This is a genomic window from Pseudoalteromonas sp. APC 3893 (assembly GCF_030408095.1).
Taxonomy (GTDB): Bacteria; Pseudomonadota; Gammaproteobacteria; order Enterobacterales; family Alteromonadaceae; genus Pseudoalteromonas.
On the sequence record NZ_JASDCD010000019.1, the window covers coordinates 31118 to 50167 of the forward strand.

Below are 19050 nucleotides of genomic sequence, written 5' to 3' on the forward strand. Positions count from 1 at the left end.
GTACTGAGCTTAACCGTGGGCAGAAATAAGCTCTTTAGCGTTTGCCCGGGCCATTTTGCTAATGTTATCGCCGGCGAGCAAGCGGGCAATTTCATCAATACGACCATTTTTATTTAAACTCTGCATATGGGTAAACGTTTCGCCATCGGCGATTTCTTTGGCAACAAAAAATTGTTGATGCCCTGAACTTGCCACTTGCGGTAAGTGAGTAACGCAAATAACTTGGGTTGATTTACCCAGTTGACGTAATAATTTTCCTACCGCTGAGGCCGTTGGGCCAGAAATACCCACATCTACCTCATCAAAAATCAGGGTCGGTGTTGTCACTTTTTGCGCAATAATAACCTGTATCGCTAAGCTAATTCTCGATAACTCACCACCCGATGCTACTTTAGATAAAGGCTGTAGCGGTTGCCCTGGGTTGGTTGATACTAAAAATGCAATAGAGTCAAAACCAAGGCTATTAGGCGCACGCTCTGGCTCTTTTTTTAGGGCTATTTCAAATTGGCCATTCTCCATAGATAAGTTTGCCATACTAGCGCTGATCAAGGTGTTTAATGTCATTGCAGCTTGCAAGCGGCTTTCACTTAATTCATCAGCGGCATATTGATATGTACTAAGTGCGTCTTCAATTTCTTGTGCTAGCTGCTCGAGCCTGTCAGAGTTGTGGCTTATTGAGTCAAGCTCTTGGCTAATTGATTGGTGAAAATCAACCAGCTCTTCTGGTTTAATATGATGTTTGCGAGCAAGATCCATGGCGCCACTTAAACGCTCTTCAACCTCAACTAAGCGGTTAGGGTCAAGCTCCGTTTGCTCGGCGTAGTTTCTGATTTCGCGGCTGGCTTCTTCTACTTGAACAGCCGCTTCTTCTAGCAAGGTTGCCACACCAGACAAATTTGCATCGTAGTGCGCTAATTCAGCAAATTTTTGGGCGCTGTGTTGTAAAATAGAACACGCATTTTGCTCGTCGCTTTCGTACAAGTGCTGCAACTCTCGCTGACAAGACTCAAGAATCGTTTGGCTGTGGCTTAATTTGTGATGTTCAGCTTCAATAGCGCTGAATTCATTTTGTTGTAAAGCAAACTCGTCTAATTCAGCTACTTGATATTCCAGTAACTGTTTTTGCGCAGCTTGCTGTTGCTGGGCTTGTTCAAGCGCAGTGAACTCTTTTTGTAAACTTTGATAATGTCGATATTTACTTCGCACAGCATCAACAAGTTCAATATGCCCAGCATAAGCGTCTAGCAAATGCAGTTGATGATCCGCTTTTAACAGGTGCTGATGAGCATGTTGACCATGAATTGAAATAAGGTGTTGGCCAAGCTCTTTTAATTGAGCTGCCGTGACAGGGCTGCCATTAATATAACTTTTACTACGGCCATTTTTACAAATAACGCGGCGTAGCAAGCATTCATTGTCGTCATTGGAAAGTAAATGTTGCTCTAGAAATTGCACTGCATTAGGTAATGCGGTGATATCAAATTGAGCGCAGATTTCTGCCCGCTCTGTACCAGGGCGAACGGCTGAGGCCTCTGCACGTTCTCCTAGGCATAAAGATAGGGCATCGATAGCAATCGATTTACCGGCACCGGTTTCACCGGTTATTGCTGTCATGCCACTGTGCCATTCAGTGCTGAGGTTGCTTACAATTGCGAAGTTTTTTATTTCTAATCCAATTAACATACTGTTTATCCATCCAGCTAATTGACTGTTAATTTATACAGTGTTTTGGGTTTTTGCAAATTAAATTTTTAAATTAATTCAAATTTTATACACATAGTAGAAAGGGCAATGAACAGTGGAAGGGCTAAATGTGGCAGGAGAAACTGTAATAGGTAGTTGAGTAATATAGATAACTTTTAAATCATTAGTGCAGGGTGAATTGCTCACCCAACCCGTTATGCAATATTACTATGTATGCTGTTATTTTGTTCTGCTGAGTCGTTGTTATTATCCGTTGTTGTGATGTAGTCATCGCCATTGCCGCTAAGCTCTGCTGACTCCAAGGTTTTTATAAGAGAAGGGAGTATTTCATAATAAAATGTACGGTTGTACTCAATACCGCCATACGGCAACTCGGCCACAAATAACGACAGTTGTTCTGATAACTGACCACGCTCACCGGTCACGTAGGTTTTTGCCAGTTCACTATTAACCGTGTTTATGAGTGAATCAACAATGCGCTCTAGGTATAGTAAGTTTTCATCTGTGTGTGGTTGCACAACAAAAAAGTTACTGGCAATCACCTGAATGCGGGCTATATATTTTGGTTTTATAATTTTTGCTGCGCAAAACTCGTTTAGCTTTGATTTTAAGTGAGTCGTAACTTCGGCCACTCTACTGTTAAACAGTCGTTTTTCGGCTTCGCGTGCTTTGCGGCGATTGTTTTCAATAACAAGGTAGGTACCTAATAATGTAATTAATAACAGCAAAGCTAAAAATACAACGTACGTCATATCGGCTTTATTTCCCATTTAAGGTATTTATACTATTTTTTGATATTTTGCTCTAAAGTATGGGTAAGTGCAATAAGATTAATACAAACGACTACCCCAATTAAGCTTAGTTCGTAAAACGTGATAATAAGAGTAGTCTTTAGGATGAATTAATCTCAGTTTTTTATCCGCCTTTTTAATGACTACTTCATCGCCTGGGAGTACAGCTAAAACCACATGGCTGTCGCAACTTACTTGCAGGCTATCGGTATTTTCTAAGCTCAGCTTTAGTCGCACTTCGTTATCAGCATCAACCACTAATGGGCGGCTTGAAAGAGTGTGTGGAAACATCGGCACTAATGAAATCGCGTTAAGTTCAGGTGTTAAAATTGGTCCACCACCAGAAAGCGAATAAGCAGTTGAACCTGTTGGTGTTGATACGATTAAGCCGTCGGAGCGTTGAGAAAACACAAACGCATCGTTGATAAAGGCCTCAAATTCAATCATGTGGGCGACTTTATCGGCATGTAGTACGGCTTCGTTTACCGCTGAATTTGCGCTTTTAAGCTCAGCATGACGATACACTTCTACTTCGAGTAAAAAACGGTTTTCTTCTATATATTGGCCACTTAGTACTTGTTCTAAGCTTGCTTCAAAACCTTCGGGGTTTAAATCTGTCAGAAACCCTAAATTCCCCCGGTTTACACCAATAACGGCTACATTAAACCGCGCTAAAACACGCGCTGCACCTAACATGTTTCCATCACCGCCAACTACAATGGCTAAATCAGCTCGTTCACCGAGCTCTATGAGTTTAACGAGTTTGTCTTTTGGTATATCAGCAAGTTGGTGCCCAGTGCGCTGTTCAACAATCACGTTAAATCCTAACGCATTTAAAAATGTATAAAGGCGTTGTAAGGTAGTGGCTGCGCCATCGTGATTTGCTTTGCCAATTAAGCCTATGGTTTTAAACGGTGATTCCATGATGTTTACGCGAATAGTTATAATATCGTTAGGGTAACTCATAAATGATTGCTTTGAAAACCTCAGAGTCTTGAAATAACTTCTCGTTGCCCCGATATACCCAATATGCAGCAAGATGTAGATACTATGAATTTAAATCCGCGAGATCAGCAAATATTTTCCGCCGTAATGAGTCTTTATTGTAATGGTGAAGGTTTACCTGTGGCGTCAAGCCGTATTGCTAAGCAAAAAGGCATGGCTGTATGCTCTGCAACGGTGCGTAATGCTATGTCACGCCTTGAAAAGGTCGGGCTGTTATATTCACCTCATACCTCCGCAGGGCGCGTACCGACTAATGCAGGCTTTGATTATTGGCTAAGTGAGTTTTTTCCGTTAACTAATATTGCTCAATATTGGCATCCCGCTCAGGCGCAATTGGTTGAGTTGGCTCATGGATTAAGTCAAAAATACCAAGTGTGTTGTTGTGTTGGCTTACCGCAAGTAAGCTCGCAACATGTATTTAGAGTAGAAGTGCTCGATTTTGATAGCAACGACTGGCTTATTTTATTACTCGATAGAGCAGGTCAAAGTCATAATATTTGTATTCACAAACCCAATGATGCTTCAGATACTGTGCGATATCAGTTCGCTACGTGGTTAAATACGGTATTTAGTCAACAAACCTTAATGGAAGGTTTGTATCGGATGCAGGCGATGGCCAATACAGCACCGCGTAATTGTCATGATTCATTAAATCAGTGGACGCGAGAATTGAGCCAAAAGCTGGGTTCAGACAATAGCATTGTAGTTGGTGAGAATTATCTGTATCGACAAATCGATTGCCAACAAAGTTTAAACATTGGTGTGTCGTTCTTAAATTTTGTAGAAGATAAGCTGGCTTTTAAAAATGGCGTATCTGTGCTTAATACCGATCAACTGCCATTTACAGATTGCGATGAATTAATGGTGATCAGTGTGCCGTATTTTCAGAATCAAGAATATCAAAGTCGATTTTGTGTTATTTGCCCTAAATCGGCGCAAATTGAAGCAATCATACAAGAATTTAGATTAATCGAGTCATCTGACTCTTGAATCTTTTGATTCAATCCCCATAATTATCGCAATTGTAAAGAATTGGAGTACTTAAATTATGTCTGAGCAGACAAAATCACCAGAGCAAGAAGTTGAACTCAACGAAGAATTAGATCAAATGCAAGCAGATGTTGAAGCCGCTGTAGAAGCCGCAGATGCACATGAAGCTGAAGAAGTAAGCCCTGAAGCTGAAATTGCGATGCTATACGCTGAGCTTGAAGCTGCAAAGCAAACTATCAATGATCAAAAAGATGGTGTCGTTCGCGCTGCTGCTGATGTTGAAAATATTCGCCGTCGTGCTGCACAAGACGTAGAGAAAGCGCATAAATTTGCTTTAGAGAAATTTGCAAACGAATTACTACCTGTTATTGATAATCTAGAGCGTGCTATTGAGTTCTCTGACAAAGAAAATGAAACGTTAAAGCCGTTACTTGAAGGTATTGATATGACGGTTAAAAGCTTTAATGATGCAGTTGCAAAATTTGGTGTTGAAATTGTTAATCCACAAGGTGAGCAATTTAACCCTGAGTTTCATCAAGCCATGTCAATTCAGCCAAGTAATGATGTATCACCCAATACAGTGTTAGCGGTAATGCAAAAAGGTTATACATTGAATGGTCGTTTATTACGCCCTGCCATGGTAATGGTGTCTAAAGCTGCAGAATAATTTGTTACTCACAGTTTGAAAAAATGCCTCATCTATTATGAGGCATTTTTTTTATCTCTCGCTCGGTGCCACAACTGGGCAATTAAAGTAAGTACTAAAGCACTAAACATTAGGCTCGAAAAAGGGACGGCACTTTGCGCGTGCATAAGCGCTAAAATTGGTCCAACTAATGCGCCGCTACCAAAGCGTAAGGTGCCAATCACCGCTGTAGCAGTGCCTGATTTTTCTTCAAATTTCATTAAAATGAGTGCATCAGCATTGCTTGCGATGACACCTAAACTCATCATTAATGGCGCAATAGCCGCAACAATAAAATACAATGATAAGTGTAAAATACTAAAGCTAAGTAGCGAGCTACCAGCAATAAAGCCTATAAATAAACCGTAATAGAGCATTTTTCGTGAGCCAATACGTGGTACCAACCGGGTATTTAAAAAGTTACCAAACATTAAGGCCATTACATTAAAAGCAAACAGTAAACCAAACAACTGCTCTGAGACTTTAAAGTAGTCGAGGTATACAAATGGAACGGCGGTTAAAAAACAAAAAAAGCCAAATGAGACAAACATCGAACTGGCTATGTCTGCTCGGGCATCTTTATTACTAAATACGGTTTTGTAGCTATCAAAAAAGAGCGCAAAACCTTTGAGTGGGCTTTTAAAAATTGGTATATCAATTAAGTGTATTTGTGCCAGTGCTAAGATAACAAAGCTATAACTTGCCAGTACAATAAAAATTGTTTGCCATTGTGAAAAGCCTAAAATCATAGAGCCGACCGTCGGAGCTATAAGTGGCGCGACCATCATTATCATCGATACATATGACATACCTTTTGCCGTGTCTTTTTGATAAATATGGCGAATAACTCCAGGCACTACAACCGTTGCTGCTGCTCCTGTAAAGGCCTGCACAATACGAAGACCCCAAAATATATGAATATCACTGCAAAAGGCGAGAGCGAGGGAGCTTATACCAAATAGAGCCAATCCTGTTTTAGCTAACACACGTCGGCCAAGTTGGTCAGCAATCGGGCCAAAAAAGAGCATGCCTAAAGCATAACCCGCTAAATAAAGACTAAGCGATATTTGTACATTAGGCATAGTCGTATTTAAGTCATTCGCAATGACCAACATAGCAGGTAAGTACATATCTATTGCCAATGGTGTTATTGCAACAATACTGGCGAGCAGGGGGAGTAAAATACGCTTACTAAAAGAGTCTTGAATGTGCATGATCCACTCGAGAAATGAAAAGAGCCGCTATTGTAGCAGTCAATATTAGAACACGGAACTTAGTTTGCGTGCTAAGTAATCATTATTAAAATTAAGTAAATAGAAGTGCCGTAGTAATATTAAATTAAGGCATGTTTTGCTATATTATTATTAATGTCTAAGTTACTGAATATGCTTGAGGGAATACAATGAAAAAGTTAGTTTTGGCGATACTTGCTACGGCTGTATTAGCAGGCTGTAAAACATCACCAACGGGTCGCACTCAGCTTGCGCTTTATTCTGATCAAGAAATGAGCCAAATGGGGCAGCAAAGTTTTGCTGATATGAAGCAAAATCAAAAGATTAATAATGATCCATCGGTTAATGCTTACGTTAAGTGTATTGCTGAAGATGTAATTGCTGTACTACCACAGCAATACGCGTCTCAAAAATGGGAAGTTGTAGTGTTTGAAGAAGACTCTGCCAACGCGTTTGCTTTACCTGGTGGCTATATTGGTGTTCATACAGGCTTGCTTCAAGTCGCTAAAAACCAAGATCAATTAGCAACGGTGATAGGTCATGAAGTAGGCCATGTCATTGCAGAGCATTCTAACGAGCGAGTATCACAAAGTTCAATTTTACAAACTGGCATGCAAGTGGGCAGTGCCGCCCTTGATATGGGAAATGTGCAATACCGTGGTGAAATTATGCAAGCTTTAGGGTTAGGCGCTCAGTATGGCGTTATTTTACCGTTTAGCCGCTCTCATGAGTCAGAAGCTGACATTATTGGTTTGGATTTAATGGCTAAAGCGGGCTTTAATCCACAAGAGTCAGTCACACTTTGGCAAAATATGAGTCAAGCGGGAAGTGGTGAAACACCTGAGTTTATGTCGACTCACCCAGCGCCGGGAAATCGAATAAAAGAATTACAGGCGAACATGTCAGAAGCACTCTCAGAGCAAAAGGTAGCAAATAGCTCAGGTAAAAACCCTCAGTGTTCTTTGTAATGTAAGTCGAGCTAAAATGATAAAAGCCTGTAAAAATACAGGCTTTTGTTCAGGGGAATTATTTGTAATCTTCATTTACAGGTGTTGCGTCACTAAGCACTAACTTAGAAAAAGTAACTTGTGTGTAGTCACCATTGGCTTTATCGGTTTTCCAATCACCCGTACCAGGACAGGCTGTGTACCAACCACCCGGTGAATCTTTGGTACTACATTGGTTATAAGCACCGGCTTTAAAGTAATGCCAGTCAGCTAAGTAACCTAATGGGTGATCGTATTTATCAACTTCACCGTTAGCATCGACGTTGTTTGATAAGTCAATAGCGTATTTTACTGTTGGTTTTCCTTTTGCAGTAAATGTCAGGTGCATTGTGCTTTCATACACATTGATTTCGTAGCTAAACTCTTCACCAAGGGCGATACCCGCAGCGCCAGGCTCTTCAGGGTTCTTCCAGGTATTACCCCAAACTGGGTAGGTGATATCAGTACGATTCGGATCATCTTTTGGTAAGTTACGTTCGTAGTTCCAAAATACAGATCCGGTTTCGTGGTTTGGCCATTTTTTATAGTAAATTTTAATCGGTTCGTTGCCCCAGCCAAAACCAAAATCTTTTTCAATTAAGGCTTTATCTTTACCTGCATGTATTTGTCCTACAACTACACTATAAGCAGGTGGCTTATCAGCATGGCCTGCACGAACAGCAACATGGTCAACTTTTAACGTTGCTTGCATTTTGCCACCGACAGAGCCAAAACGTTCTGACAAAGGGTGAGCTGCAAGCGCAAAATTGTTGCGAGAGTTTTTTGTTTTAATTTTAGTATTTGTACCACGGATCATTTGACGTAACTCACTACGAGTATTACTTGAAGTCGCCGTTGTAATTGCTTTATTTGGGCTGGTAAATACCATGCCGCCTTGATCATCTAAATAAAAATAATCAGGGTGAGCATAGGTTTGAATTTCTTCTACATCTATTTCGTCGATTTTACCATTACCGTCTTGATCCATTGGTAAAGTTATCTTCCATTGACTTAAATCAAATTTATCGGCAGGGACTAAGTTGGCGCTATTGCCAGTGTTTTGCGGTTTGTCGCCGCCGTTGCTACTACAAGCTGCTAGTATTGAAAGAGAAAGAGGTATCACCGTGCCATAAAAAACACATTGCTTAAGTCGATTATTTTTCATTTATATCTCTTTAATTTTACGTGTGTGTTAAAACCAATTAGCAAAATATAACAGACCAATTAATTAAATCAACAATACCAATTAATAAAATAAAAATAAGATTTGAGATTTTATGTTTTCATTTTTTGTCATGCCAATTAACTGTGTAAGGTTATATACGATGTTGAATGATGAAGGTGAATACGAATATTTATGCTGAAATGTCTGTGCGCAGAAAAGAGTGGCTATATAAAAAACTAAGCCCGTAGGGCACGGGCTTAGTGACTTTACTATTAAAAACTTAGCTTACCAGCCACATTGGCGGCCTTGGTTTTGTTCATCTAAGTATTTTTGTAATGGCGCAAAATAATCCAGTAGCGCCGTCGCATCCATTTCAGGTTTACCGGTTACCGTAGCAAGTGCTTCTTGCCATGGACGGCTTGAGCCCATTTCTAGCATCGCGTTAAGCTTTTCACCGGCTTCTTTTGAATTATATACAGAGCAGCGGTGAATCGCTTCTTTGTTTCCTGCTATTTCACATAGGCTACGGTGGAAATCAAATTGTAAGATATGGGCTAAGAAGTAACGGGTATAAGGTGTATTACCTGGAACATGGTATTTAGCACCTGGATCAAAGTCAGCTTCTGTACGGGCTATTGGCGCTTGAACGCCTTGATACTTTTGACGTAAATCCCACCAAGCTTGGTTATAGTTCTCAGGCGTTACTTCACCAGAGAATACTTTCCAACGCCATTGATCTACTAACAAGCCAAATGGAATAAAGGCAACTTTATCGAGTGCCATTTTCATTAGTAATCCAATGTCTTTAGATTCGTCTGGAACTTGCTCTAATAAACCAATTTCTTTTAGGTAACCAGGAGTCACTGATAAGGCTATAGTGTCACCGATGGCTTCGTGAAATCCATCATTAGCACTTTCTTGATAATAAAGCGGTTGAGTATTGTACGCACGCTGGTAAAAGTTGTGGCCAAGTTCATGGTGAATTACAGAAAACTCTTCGCCAGTGCGTTGTATACACATTTTTATACGCAGGTCGTCTTTACTATCAATATTCCATGCTGAGGCATGGCATTGTACGTCGCGATCTTGTGGCTTTGTAAACAATGAACGCTCGTAGAATGTTTCTGGCAGGGGATCGAAGCCCATTGATGTAAAGAACGTTTCAGCGCCACGCACCATTTTTAGTTCATCGTAATTATGTTCGGCGAGTAAAGCGGTCACATCATAACCTGGATCGGCGTTTTCAGGTGCAACAACATCATAAATATTGCCCCATGTTTGCGCCCACATGTTACCTAAAAGGTGGGCTGGAATTGGTTGATCTTGTGGTACTTTATCTTCACCGTATTTTTCGCCAAGTTTCGCGCGAACATGACAGTGTAATGAGTCATAAAGCGGTTTTACCTGACCCCAAATACGGTCAAGCTCGGTGGCAAAATCATCCGCAGGCATATCATATTTACTGCGCCACATGGCACCAGTGTCTGCGTAACCAAGCTCTTTTGCACCTTCATTTGTCAGTGCAACTTGTTGTTCATACAGTGGGCGCATCGGTTTTGAAACTTGACGCCAGCCTTGCCATAAATCAAGCAGTTCATTGTAATCACGGCTGCTTGCCATTTTTGCCGTCATATCACCTAAGCTTAAGCAGCTGCCGTCATCTTTACAGTATTTACCTTTGCCATATAAACCGCCTAGCTCAGCAACGAGTTGCGAAAGTTTTGCTGTTTTTTCTGCGTCTTGAGGTGCAGGTAACGTTAATGCCAGTTTTAGTTTATTTAGTTTGCGGCGCGCATCGTAATCAAGTTCTAATTCGTCAAACTTTGCAGCTTCATTAGCAAGGCGAACGACAGCTTCGGTCATTTTGCGGTTTACTTCAGCTGATAATGCAGCTGTATCATGGGTGATAAAGTTTGCGTAAATCCATTCAGCACGGCTTGATTCTAAATAAAGCGCATTGAGTTCTTGTTCGGTTTTATCAATAAATGCATGGGCATCTTTTGCGTTTACAGGGGCTGGTGTTACAGCCGTTGTATTGTTTTTTGCTGTTTCTTGGTTGCAGCCAGATAGTGCTAAGGTACTTGCCACCATTAAGGCGCTTAAACTGAGCTTAAACTGTGGAGTAGTCATGTTGTGACCCTTATATTTGTTATTTGTCGGGTAGGATAATAGCAGCGTCTGTCACTTAGGCAAAATTTATCAAGTGAGTTGGTGAAAGTCAGGCGATGTCGACAGTGACATTGTATTTATAAAAGGATCGGTCATAATTGAAGCTAGTCATTTTCATTAATTAAAAGGATAGTTTCCATGTCAGTGTTCATATTATTACTGGTCGTGGTGATAGTTATTTTTGCGGTAAAAGATATTCGCATTAGCTTAATTAGTCGCCCTGCATTTAAGTTTTTCAAAAAAGTCCTTCCTCCATTATCGCAAACCGAGCGTGAAGCGATGGAAGCGGGGGATGTTTGGTGGGATGGAGAGCTATTTAGTGGTAACCCTGATTGGCAGATGTTACATAGCTACCCTAAACCAGAGCTCAGTGAAAAAGAGCGAGCGTTTTTAGATAGCGAAGTTGAAACATTGCTTGCGATGCTAGATGACTATCAAATAGTGCAAAAAGACAAAGACCTACCAAAAGAAGTATGGGATTACTTAAAGGTAAAGGGCTTTTTTGCACTTATTATTCCAGAAGAATTTGGCGGTCGTCAGTTCAGTGCAATAGCAAACTCTACGATAGTGGCAAAAATTGCGACCAAAAGCTTAACGGCGGCGGTCACTGTTATGGTACCTAATAGTTTAGGTCCGGGTGAGCTTTTACTGCATTACGGTACCAAAGAACAGCAACAACGGTGGCTTCCAACGCTTGCGACTGGCGAAGACGTCCCGTGTTTCGCGCTTACAGGCCCTGAAGCGGGCTCTGATGCCGGCAGCATTCCTGATTCAGGCGTGGTCTGTAAAGGTAATTTTAATGGTGAAGAAGTCGTTGGCTTACGTCTAAATTGGTCAAAGCGTTATATAACATTAGCGCCTGTGGCAACAGTACTTGGTCTTGCTTTTAAAATGTATGACCCTGATGGTTTATTAGGCAAGCACAAAGAGCTGGGTATTACCTGTGCGTTGATCCCAACTGACCATCCAGGTGTTGAAACAGGCGAACGTCATTTTCCACTTAATATGGCATTTATGAACGGCACGACATACGGCAAAGATGTGTTTATTCCATTAGATTGGATTATCGGTGGGCAACAAGGCGCAGGCCGGGGTTGGCGTATGTTGGTTGAGTGTTTGAGTGCTGGCCGAGGAATTTCATTGCCAGCACTAAGCAGTGCGACTGGGCATTTATGCGCGCGTATGACGTCAGCATATACCATGGTGCGTCAACAATTCGGTTTATCAATTGGCCAATTTGAGGGGGTTCAAGAAGCCCTAGCGCGGATAGGTGGATTAACTTATAGCTTAGAAGCTTGTAGGTTAATGACTGCAGGCGCAATTGATCTTAAATTAAGCCCGTCAGTGGTTACGGCTATTGCTAAATACCATATGACCGAAATGGGCCGTACCGTTATGAACGATGCCATGGATATCCACTCTGGTAAAGGGATTCAAGTTGGCCCTAATAACTACTTAGCTCATGGTTATATGGGAATTCCTGTTTCCATTACTGTGGAAGGAGCCAATATTCTAACTCGCAACTTGATGATTTTTGGTCAAGGGGCTACACGATGCCATCCATTTGTGCTTAAAGAAATGGAAGCCGCGGCAATGGAAGACGAAGATGTTGCATTAAAAGAGTTTGATGCATTATTGCTACAGCATATTCTTTTTGCCGCTACTAATGCGGGGATGGCGTTTATTCATGGCTTAACGCGTAGCTTCTTTGCAAAATCGCCTGTTTGTGGTGCAACCGCTAATTATTATAAACAGCTTGGTAGAATGAGCCGAGGTTTAGCGTTTTGTACAGATGTAGCCATGCTTATTTTAGGCGGTGAGCTTAAACGTAAAGAGATGATTTCTGCTCGTTTAGGTGATGTACTGAGTCATCTTTATCTTGCATCAACGGTATTAAAGCGCTTTGAAGACGAAGGTCGTCAGCAAGCTGATTTAGCATTTGTGCAATATTCTGTAGAGCGCTCTCTGTTTGAAATTGGCCAAGCGTTTGATGGTTTCTTTAAAAACTTCTCAAACCCAGTGGTTAACTTCTTATTAAAACGCATTGTTTTTCCACTGGGGAATCATTATCACCGACCTAGTGATGATATTGCACAAACAGTGTGTGAACACATGACGCAGCCGGGCGTATTTAGGAACCGTTTAACTCATTTATGTTATATCGACGATAATGCTGGCACTGGGGTAATGGAAAACGCCTTTATTGCTATGCATGACACGGCGAATGCATTTAAGCGATTAAAAAAATGGCAACGTGAAGGAACTCTGAACCGTAACGCTGATATTGCAACAGCGATTAATGACGCAATTGAAAAACAACTTATTACTGCCGAGGAAGGGCAAAGGCTCAATGAAGCAAATGAGTTGAGAAAACAAGCTATTGCAGTAGATAACTATAAACAAGGTGAGCTATAAATAAAAAAGCCTCAGCAGTAGCGAGGCTTTAGATTTTAACTTTGTCTTATCTGGCAAATGGGTCGGCGTTTATTTTATCAACGTACCATTTGCCTTTTTTACGCACCATTTTTACGCTACGCATATCATCTATTTTGTCACCGTTAAAATAACCAGTGAAAATTAAGTTAATGTTGGCTTTATCCCCGTACTGCTCGCGCAGACTCATATTAGTCATATCAACTTCGATAACAACTTCATCGTACTGCATGTTAACTAAGTTTCGCGCAAATTGCTTTGCGGTACCGTATGATTTCATAATACGTGCAAGCTTTGGTGTCGCCATTGTCATCGCTTTACTGAGGTCTTTAGCATTATAAAGCGTGTCAAAGTAAAGCGCGGCACTTTCGCCAGGAGTATTGTTTTCACCAGAAGGGATGCCATCATCGCCACAGCCTTGCAGCATGAGCGCACAAACAAATGTGCAAATAGTTAGAAATAATTTCATTCGCAATAGTTGAATTATTATTGATGATTTAGTGTGAGACTAAACGAGGAATATGTAAAGTTAATCACATATAATAGTTGTTTATTTGGCTATAAATAATAAAAAAGGATGCTAATTAGCATCCTTTTAAATGTACAGTTGTTACTACTGTACTAGTTCTTGCTCTGAGAACTCTTCAGCAAATAATGGGCTAGATAAATAGCGCTCTGTAGCACTTGGTAAGATAACTACAATATTTTTGTCTGCGTTTTCAGGTAGTTCAGCAATGCGTTTTGCTGCAACCACTGCAGCACCAGATGAAATGCCGACTAAAATACCTTCATCTTTCATTAACTGGTGCGCCATAGCAATAGCATCTTCGTTAGAAACTTGCTCAGCGGCATCGATAACATCTAAATCTAAGTTGCCAGGAATAAAGCCAGCACCGATACCTTGGATTTTATGAGGCCCTGGCGTTACGTCCTCCCCAGCTAATGTTTGGCTAATAACAGGGGAGTTTGTAGGTTCTACCGCAATTGATTTTACATCTAAGCCTTTTTCAAGCTTTAAGTAGCGGCTTACACCAGTAATTGTACCGCCAGTACCTACACCCGCTACGAAGAAATCTACTTTACCGTCAGTTGCATTGAAAATTTCAGGGCCTGTTGTTTCAAAGTGAATTTTAGGGTTCGCAGGGTTTTCAAATTGTTGTAACAGAATGAATTTAGTTGGATCGCTTGCTTGGATCTCTTTTGCTTTTTCGATTGCGCCATTCATACCTTTAGCACCCTCGGTAAGTACTAAATTAGCGCCTAGAGCTTTTAATAGTTTACGACGTTCTAAGCTCATTGTATTAGGCATAGTAAGTGTAAGCTTATAACCGCGAGAAGCTGCAACAAACGCTAGTGCTATACCTGTGTTACCTGAGGTCGGCTCAATTAGTTCTTTATCTTGCGTTAATTGCCCAGACTTTTCGGCTTCCCAAATCATTGATGCACCAATGCGGCATTTAACACTGAAGCTTGGGTTACGAGATTCAATTTTAGCGAATACATTACCAGATGTAACTCGATTAAGTTTTACCAGTGGTGTATTACCAATGCTGAGTGAATTATCTTCAAAAATTGTAGACATAGTGGTCCCTTGGGTGCAATTTGTTCAATCGGGATCGAATTATAGCAATCGATCTGTAATAGCTACACTTTACTGCTCAATAAAAAAAACTAAAGTAAAGTTTGGGTATAAGATATACCCAAACCAACTCAAAATACAGAATTCAGCGTTTCACAGGGGCTTAATATCAAGGCGTTATTTTGCAAGAATGGTAGTCCCTTTTAAGAAGTAACAACGATGAGAGTAAGTTCCTGTGAAACGCCCTACGGGTTGGTTTAAAAGCGATTAATACTGCGTTATTGATTTTAACAATAGAACCACTATTATTTGCAATCAATGCCTTGCCTAAATCGCTTTTAACTCCAACTGAAGCTCGTATCTTGAGATGGTTTGGGTATAGATCTATTCGGCTTATAATAAAATGAAATTAACTTTTAAGTTTTGTATGTTTTTTGTTATTAAAATTATTTTTATAATGCAGTTGTGGTTTATTAATGTGCCTTCAGCACGGGTTATACATATGTCAGTGATATTTTAGTTTGATGTTTATCTACATGCTCACATTCCTAGTTGTCTTTTTAATGTAATCCAATAGCCAACCAGACACCTACTGCTATCATTAAGCTGCCAGCGATTGCGTTCATCCATTTTATGTTATCGCCGCGGTTTAAAAATAAGCGTAAACTTTTACCACCCGTTGCATAGGCCATCATACAAACAAATTCACTAATAAGTATTATAGCAACCAAAATACTCAGTTGAGGAGCAATAGCATAGTCAATGTTAATAAAAGGGGGCAGTAACGAGATCATAAAAGCCCAACCTTTGGGGTTAGCCATAGCAGTCACCAACCCTTGGCTAAATAATATTTTGCGACTTATTTTACTCTTTTGATGATTATCTAGATTGAGTTTAGCCTCATCGCGCCACATGCTAATGCCTATAAAGACTAAATATGCACCGCCGGCCCATTTTAAGATTGAAAATGCCTGCGGGTAATTTAACATGATACTTGCCACGCCTAATACGGCAGCTATAGCTACTAGGGCTACACCAAGTAACTCACCTAGCATCATCCACATAGTCCGTCTGACGCCAATACTCATACCGAGTGTCATTGCTAGTGTCATACACATACCGGGTGTGATTGAAACAAAAAAGAATGTTGGTATAAATGCCGCCAGTATTGCTAAATCAAACATCAAGTTATCCACTGAAAATTATCTGGACATGACAATATCAAGATCTTGCGCTCTAAACCAAGAAATCGGCTATGTTTATAGCAAAAAATATAAAGCAGCAAAGCAGCATTGCGACATCTTTTGGCTAGTGGCATTAAATAGCTTGGTATTTTGAATATATTTTTGCTTTGTGCGGTGCTTTGAATTAGGATCAAATTAGTTTAAAACCAAGAACTAATGGCCTGTGTCTAGATTATTAATTTTACTTACTGCTATATTCTTCAGCTATTCGATTAAAGCTGTTGAAGTTACTGATTTATATCAAGATATACTTAAGGTTGAAGATAAATCCCGAGATGCACGTTTAACGGCAAGTCGTGCTGCACTATTAAACGTTTTGGTAAAGGTAAGTGGTGATCCGTATGCAGATCAAAACCCGCTTGCTAAACGGCGTAGTAAAGATATCTCTGATTATATGCTTAAATTTGAGTATGATGAGAAAACAGACGGCACACTTCAACTTGTTGTAAAATTTGAAGCTAATAAAATTAATGCCTTGATTAAGGAGCTTAACCTGCCACTATGGGGAACACGTAGACCTTTAGTTGCAATCTGGTTAGCAATCGAAGATAACTGGCGGCGAGAGCTTGTAACCCAAGAAAGTTACCCGCAACTTGAACAGCTTATTTACGACACTGCCGCTCGCCGTGGGTTACCTGTTGTTGTCCCGTTACTTGATCTACAAGACAGAGCACTCGTTGGTATCCCTGAAGTGTGGGGTAATTTTTCTGAGCCAGTAGAACAAGCATCAAGCAGATACAGAGCGGAGCGAAGTATTACTGCACGTTTATATACGCAGCAAGATAGCGAAAACTGGGTACTTGATTGGCGTTTTACAAACGATGACTTATTTGAAGCAAATCGTTTAACGGGCGATAAGCAACAAACCATTGCTTTAATGATAGATAGCTTAGCAGCAGGGCTTGCCGCTGAGTATGCTGTCGATCCAAATTCTTCAGGGCAACTTGCTCAAGCAATCTTTAAACTTAAAGGCACGCAAAGTTTTGTTGATATTGAACTTGCAAAAAGACGATTGGAAAGTTTAAGTGTGGTTACAAAAGTAGTAATCCGTTCACGTGATAGCCAAACGATTTACTTTGAAGTTAATCACACTGGTTCTTTAAGTGACTTTAAAAAAGCGTTGGAGTTAGACCGTACATTTGAAGCGTTTGTCGATCCTAGAGCTTTTTATCAGGTTGCTTCTGAGAATGATCTTGATTATCAATGGGTCGGCTTATAATGCAGGCATTAGAGCCGGTGCAAATGGCGCTTCCAGTTACACTGCCTGACGATGAAACGTTTGCATCGTATTTTGGTGGTGAGAACTCCTTGGAAGTAAGCCACTTAAAAAATGCCTTTAAAAGCCTTGCGACCACGTTTCAATATACTTATTTGTGTGGGCTAGGTGATTCTGGTAAATCTCATTTATTATATGCTACCTGTATTCATGCGCAAGAACGTGGTTTATCAACTATGTTGCTGTCAATGCGTGAAGTAATTGATTTTGGCCCTATGGTGCTAGATGGCTTAGACGCATTAGATGTATTGTGTATAGATGACGTGCACTTAGTTGCGGGTAATGATGCTTGGGAAAAAGCATTATTTAACTTCTTTAACCGTTTTAACGAACCTGGTAAGTGTCTAGTGGTCACCGCGGATTTACTCCCTGATATGCTTAATATCACACTGCCGGATTTGGTTTCTCGGCTGAAATGGGGAACGACGTTTCAGATTCGTTCAATGAGTGATGATGATAAGGCTGAAGCGTTAGTAAAACGTGCAAATATGCGAGGACTTGAACTTAGTGATGAATGTGCTCGTTTTTTATTAACCCGCCTAAGCCGTGACATGAGAGCGCTATTAGATGTGCTGGATAAGCTTGACCATGCGTCTATGGCTGCGCAACGAAAACTCACTATTCCTTTTATAAAGTCTGCATTAAAGTTGTAAAAAACGTATTTCCTCGCTTTTAGACGCATGTTATTTAGAAAGAATTCAATAAGATTAGTATAAAGCCTAGAATCTAGTCCTTGCTTTCAGTTATCATTAGTCAACAAAATTGTAATCACCTTCTGTGAAAGATCAGGTACCGAATGAACTTAGAAAATATATTAGCGCAAGCACTTGAGGCAGTTGCCAGTGCCAATGAAATCGCGCAGCTTGAAGATATCAGGGTTAATTATCTTGGTAAAAAGGGCGAAATCACCAGTTTATTAAAAACGCTTGGTAAAATTGCGCCTGAAGAGCGTAAAGAAGCCGGTCAAGTTATCAATCAAGCAAAACAAGATGTACAAGTCGCGATTAACGAAAAACGCGAATTACTTGCTAGCAAAGCACTTGAAGAAAAACTTGCCGCAGAAACAATTGATGTAACATTACCAGGACGCGTTATGCCTACTGGTGGCCTTCACCCAGTGACACGTACAATTGAGCGTATTGAAAGCTTTTTTGGTGAATTAGGCTTTGCTGTTAAATCTGGCCCTGAAGTTGAAGATGATTTTCATAACTTCGATGCGCTAAATATTCCTGAGCATCATCCAGCGCGTGCTGATCACGATACCTTCTATTTCAATCCAAAGCTTGTGTTACGTACCCAAACAAGTGGTGTACAAATACGTACTATGGAAACCGAACAGCCGCCACTTAGAATTATTTCTCCGGGTCGTGTTTATCGTAATGATTATGACCAAACACACACACCAATGTTCCATCAGGTTGAAGGCCTAATGGTCGATACAGATGTAAGTTTCACAGAGCTTAAAGGTATTTTGCACGATTTCTTGCGTAACTTCTTTGAAGAAGACATGGAGATTCGTTTCCGTCCATCTTACTTCCCATTTACTGAACCGTCAGCTGAAGTAGATGTGATGGGTAAAAATGGTAAATGGTTAGAGGTATTAGGTTGTGGCATGGTTCACCCTAATGTACTTAAATCAGTGGGTATTGATCCTGAAAAATACACCGGTTTTGCCTTTGGTATGGGTGTAGAGCGTTTAACTATGTTGCGCTATGGCGTAAATGACTTACGTGCGTTTTTCGAAAACGATTTAAAATTCCTAAACCAGTTCCGTTAAGAGTGAAGATATAA

At 40.5% G+C, this 19050-nt stretch carries 16 protein-coding genes; 7 read left to right on the forward strand and 9 right to left on the reverse strand.

The genetic code is table 11. The annotated features are described in order from the left end of the window. Positions 1-9: 9 nt before the first annotated feature. The 3 genes from recN to nadK all read right to left on the reverse strand — a co-directional run bounded on the left by recN (position 10) and on the right by nadK (position 3419). Positions 10-1683, reverse strand: coding sequence for a DNA repair protein RecN (recN, locus tag QMA12_RS17420; protein ID WP_290210785.1), 1674 nt, complete (start codon positions 1681-1683; stop codon positions 10-12). Positions 1684-1898: 215 nt separating this feature from the next. Then, entirely contained in the window at positions 1899-2456 is a 558-nt protein-coding gene (locus QMA12_RS17425) for a hypothetical protein (RefSeq protein WP_290210786.1), read from the reverse strand. A gap of 78 nt (positions 2457-2534) precedes the next feature. Continuing rightward, complete coding sequence (gene nadK / locus QMA12_RS17430; protein WP_087533686.1) at positions 2535-3419, reverse strand: NAD(+) kinase; 885 nt, start codon at positions 3417-3419, stop codon at positions 2535-2537. 105 nt (positions 3420-3524) lie between these two features. Here nadK and QMA12_RS17435 point away from each other — a divergent pair, with 105 nt between their 5' ends. Beyond that, positions 3525-4490, forward strand: a complete 966-nt coding sequence (locus QMA12_RS17435; RefSeq protein ID WP_087533659.1) for an HrcA family transcriptional regulator — start codon at positions 3525-3527, stop codon at positions 4488-4490. A 58-nt stretch (positions 4491-4548) separates the two neighbouring features. After that, the gene (gene grpE / locus QMA12_RS17440; protein WP_087533658.1) at positions 4549-5157 is read left to right on the forward strand and encodes a nucleotide exchange factor GrpE; all 609 of its coding nucleotides are present in this window, start codon (positions 4549-4551) and stop codon (positions 5155-5157) included. A gap of 35 nt (positions 5158-5192) precedes the next feature. On the opposite strand, the gene QMA12_RS17445 is transcribed toward grpE, so the two are convergent. After that, the gene (locus QMA12_RS17445; protein ID WP_290210787.1) at positions 5193-6389 is read right to left on the reverse strand and encodes a Bcr/CflA family efflux MFS transporter; all 1197 of its coding nucleotides are present in this window, start codon (positions 6387-6389) and stop codon (positions 5193-5195) included. Positions 6390-6577: 188 nt separating this feature from the next. Between QMA12_RS17445 and QMA12_RS17450 the strand changes: the two genes are divergently transcribed. Beyond that, positions 6578-7375, forward strand: coding sequence for a M48 family metalloprotease (locus tag QMA12_RS17450; RefSeq protein WP_290210788.1), 798 nt, complete (start codon positions 6578-6580; stop codon positions 7373-7375). Between the two features lie 58 nt (positions 7376-7433). Here the strand turns inward: QMA12_RS17450 and QMA12_RS17455 are convergent, their stop codons facing one another. Further along, entirely contained in the window at positions 7434-8558 is a 1125-nt protein-coding gene (locus QMA12_RS17455; protein WP_290210789.1) for a polysaccharide lyase family 7 protein, read from the reverse strand. 285 nt (positions 8559-8843) lie between these two features. Further along, positions 8844-10688, reverse strand: a complete 1845-nt coding sequence (locus tag QMA12_RS17460) for a M2 family metallopeptidase (RefSeq protein ID WP_290210790.1) — start codon at positions 10686-10688, stop codon at positions 8844-8846. Between the two features lie 177 nt (positions 10689-10865). Between QMA12_RS17460 and QMA12_RS17465 the strand changes: the two genes are divergently transcribed. Next, positions 10866-13142: an acyl-CoA dehydrogenase gene (locus QMA12_RS17465; protein WP_290210791.1), complete on the forward strand. Its 2277-nt coding sequence runs from the start codon at positions 10866-10868 to the stop codon at positions 13140-13142. Positions 13143-13188: 46 nt separating this feature from the next. Here QMA12_RS17465 and QMA12_RS17470 read toward each other — a convergent pair whose 3' ends face one another. The 3 genes from QMA12_RS17470 to QMA12_RS17480 all read right to left on the reverse strand — a co-directional run bounded on the left by QMA12_RS17470 (position 13189) and on the right by QMA12_RS17480 (position 15923). After that, positions 13189-13629, reverse strand: coding sequence for a hypothetical protein (locus tag QMA12_RS17470; protein ID WP_290210792.1), 441 nt, complete (start codon positions 13627-13629; stop codon positions 13189-13191). 144 nt (positions 13630-13773) lie between these two features. Further along, complete coding sequence (gene cysK, locus QMA12_RS17475) at positions 13774-14742, reverse strand: cysteine synthase A (protein WP_087533652.1); 969 nt, start codon at positions 14740-14742, stop codon at positions 13774-13776. Between the two features lie 557 nt (positions 14743-15299). Then, entirely contained in the window at positions 15300-15923 is a 624-nt protein-coding gene (locus QMA12_RS17480; protein WP_290210793.1) for a LysE family translocator, read from the reverse strand. Positions 15924-16146: 223 nt separating this feature from the next. On the opposite strand from QMA12_RS17480, the gene QMA12_RS17485 reads away from it, so the two are divergent. The 3 genes from QMA12_RS17485 to pheS all read left to right on the forward strand — a co-directional run bounded on the left by QMA12_RS17485 (position 16147) and on the right by pheS (position 19036). Next, positions 16147-17202 carry a DUF2066 domain-containing protein gene (locus QMA12_RS17485; RefSeq protein ID WP_087533649.1) on the forward strand — a complete coding sequence of 352 codons (1056 nt, stop codon included), beginning with the start codon at positions 16147-16149 and terminating at the stop codon, positions 17200-17202. Beyond that, positions 17202-17912, forward strand: coding sequence for a DnaA inactivator Hda (gene hda, locus QMA12_RS17490; RefSeq protein WP_176372566.1), 711 nt, complete (start codon positions 17202-17204; stop codon positions 17910-17912). The genes QMA12_RS17485 and hda overlap by 1 nt, the downstream gene beginning before the upstream one ends. A gap of 143 nt (positions 17913-18055) precedes the next feature. Beyond that, on the forward strand, positions 18056-19036 hold the full coding sequence (gene pheS, locus QMA12_RS17495) for a phenylalanine--tRNA ligase subunit alpha (RefSeq protein WP_087533648.1): 981 nt from the start codon (positions 18056-18058) through the stop codon (positions 19034-19036). Positions 19037-19050 lie beyond the last annotated feature (14 nt).

Excerpts from the sequence above, each read along its gene's own strand:
- recN (WP_290210785.1), bottom strand. The coding sequence starts at position 1,683 with ATGTTAATTGGATTAGAAATAAAAAACTTCGCAATTGTAAGCAACCTC.
- QMA12_RS17425 (WP_290210786.1), bottom strand. The coding sequence starts at position 2,456 with ATGACGTACGTTGTATTTTTAGCTTTGCTGTTATTAATTACATTATTA.
- nadK (WP_087533686.1), bottom strand. The coding sequence starts at position 3,419 with ATGGAATCACCGTTTAAAACCATAGGCTTAATTGGCAAAGCAAATCAC.
- QMA12_RS17435 (WP_087533659.1), top strand. The coding sequence starts at position 3,525 with ATGCAGCAAGATGTAGATACTATGAATTTAAATCCGCGAGATCAGCAA.
- grpE (WP_087533658.1), top strand. The coding sequence starts at position 4,549 with ATGTCTGAGCAGACAAAATCACCAGAGCAAGAAGTTGAACTCAACGAA.
- QMA12_RS17445 (WP_290210787.1), bottom strand. The coding sequence starts at position 6,389 with ATGCACATTCAAGACTCTTTTAGTAAGCGTATTTTACTCCCCCTGCTC.
- QMA12_RS17450 (WP_290210788.1), top strand. The coding sequence starts at position 6,578 with ATGAAAAAGTTAGTTTTGGCGATACTTGCTACGGCTGTATTAGCAGGC.
- QMA12_RS17455 (WP_290210789.1), bottom strand. The coding sequence starts at position 8,558 with ATGAAAAATAATCGACTTAAGCAATGTGTTTTTTATGGCACGGTGATA.
- QMA12_RS17460 (WP_290210790.1), bottom strand. The coding sequence starts at position 10,688 with ATGACTACTCCACAGTTTAAGCTCAGTTTAAGCGCCTTAATGGTGGCA.
- QMA12_RS17465 (WP_290210791.1), top strand. The coding sequence starts at position 10,866 with ATGTCAGTGTTCATATTATTACTGGTCGTGGTGATAGTTATTTTTGCG.
- QMA12_RS17470 (WP_290210792.1), bottom strand. The coding sequence starts at position 13,629 with ATGAAATTATTTCTAACTATTTGCACATTTGTTTGTGCGCTCATGCTG.
- cysK (WP_087533652.1), bottom strand. The coding sequence starts at position 14,742 with ATGTCTACAATTTTTGAAGATAATTCACTCAGCATTGGTAATACACCA.
- QMA12_RS17480 (WP_290210793.1), bottom strand. The coding sequence starts at position 15,923 with ATGTTTGATTTAGCAATACTGGCGGCATTTATACCAACATTCTTTTTT.
- hda (WP_176372566.1), top strand. The coding sequence starts at position 17,202 with ATGCAGGCATTAGAGCCGGTGCAAATGGCGCTTCCAGTTACACTGCCT.
- pheS (WP_087533648.1), top strand. The coding sequence starts at position 18,056 with ATGAACTTAGAAAATATATTAGCGCAAGCACTTGAGGCAGTTGCCAGT.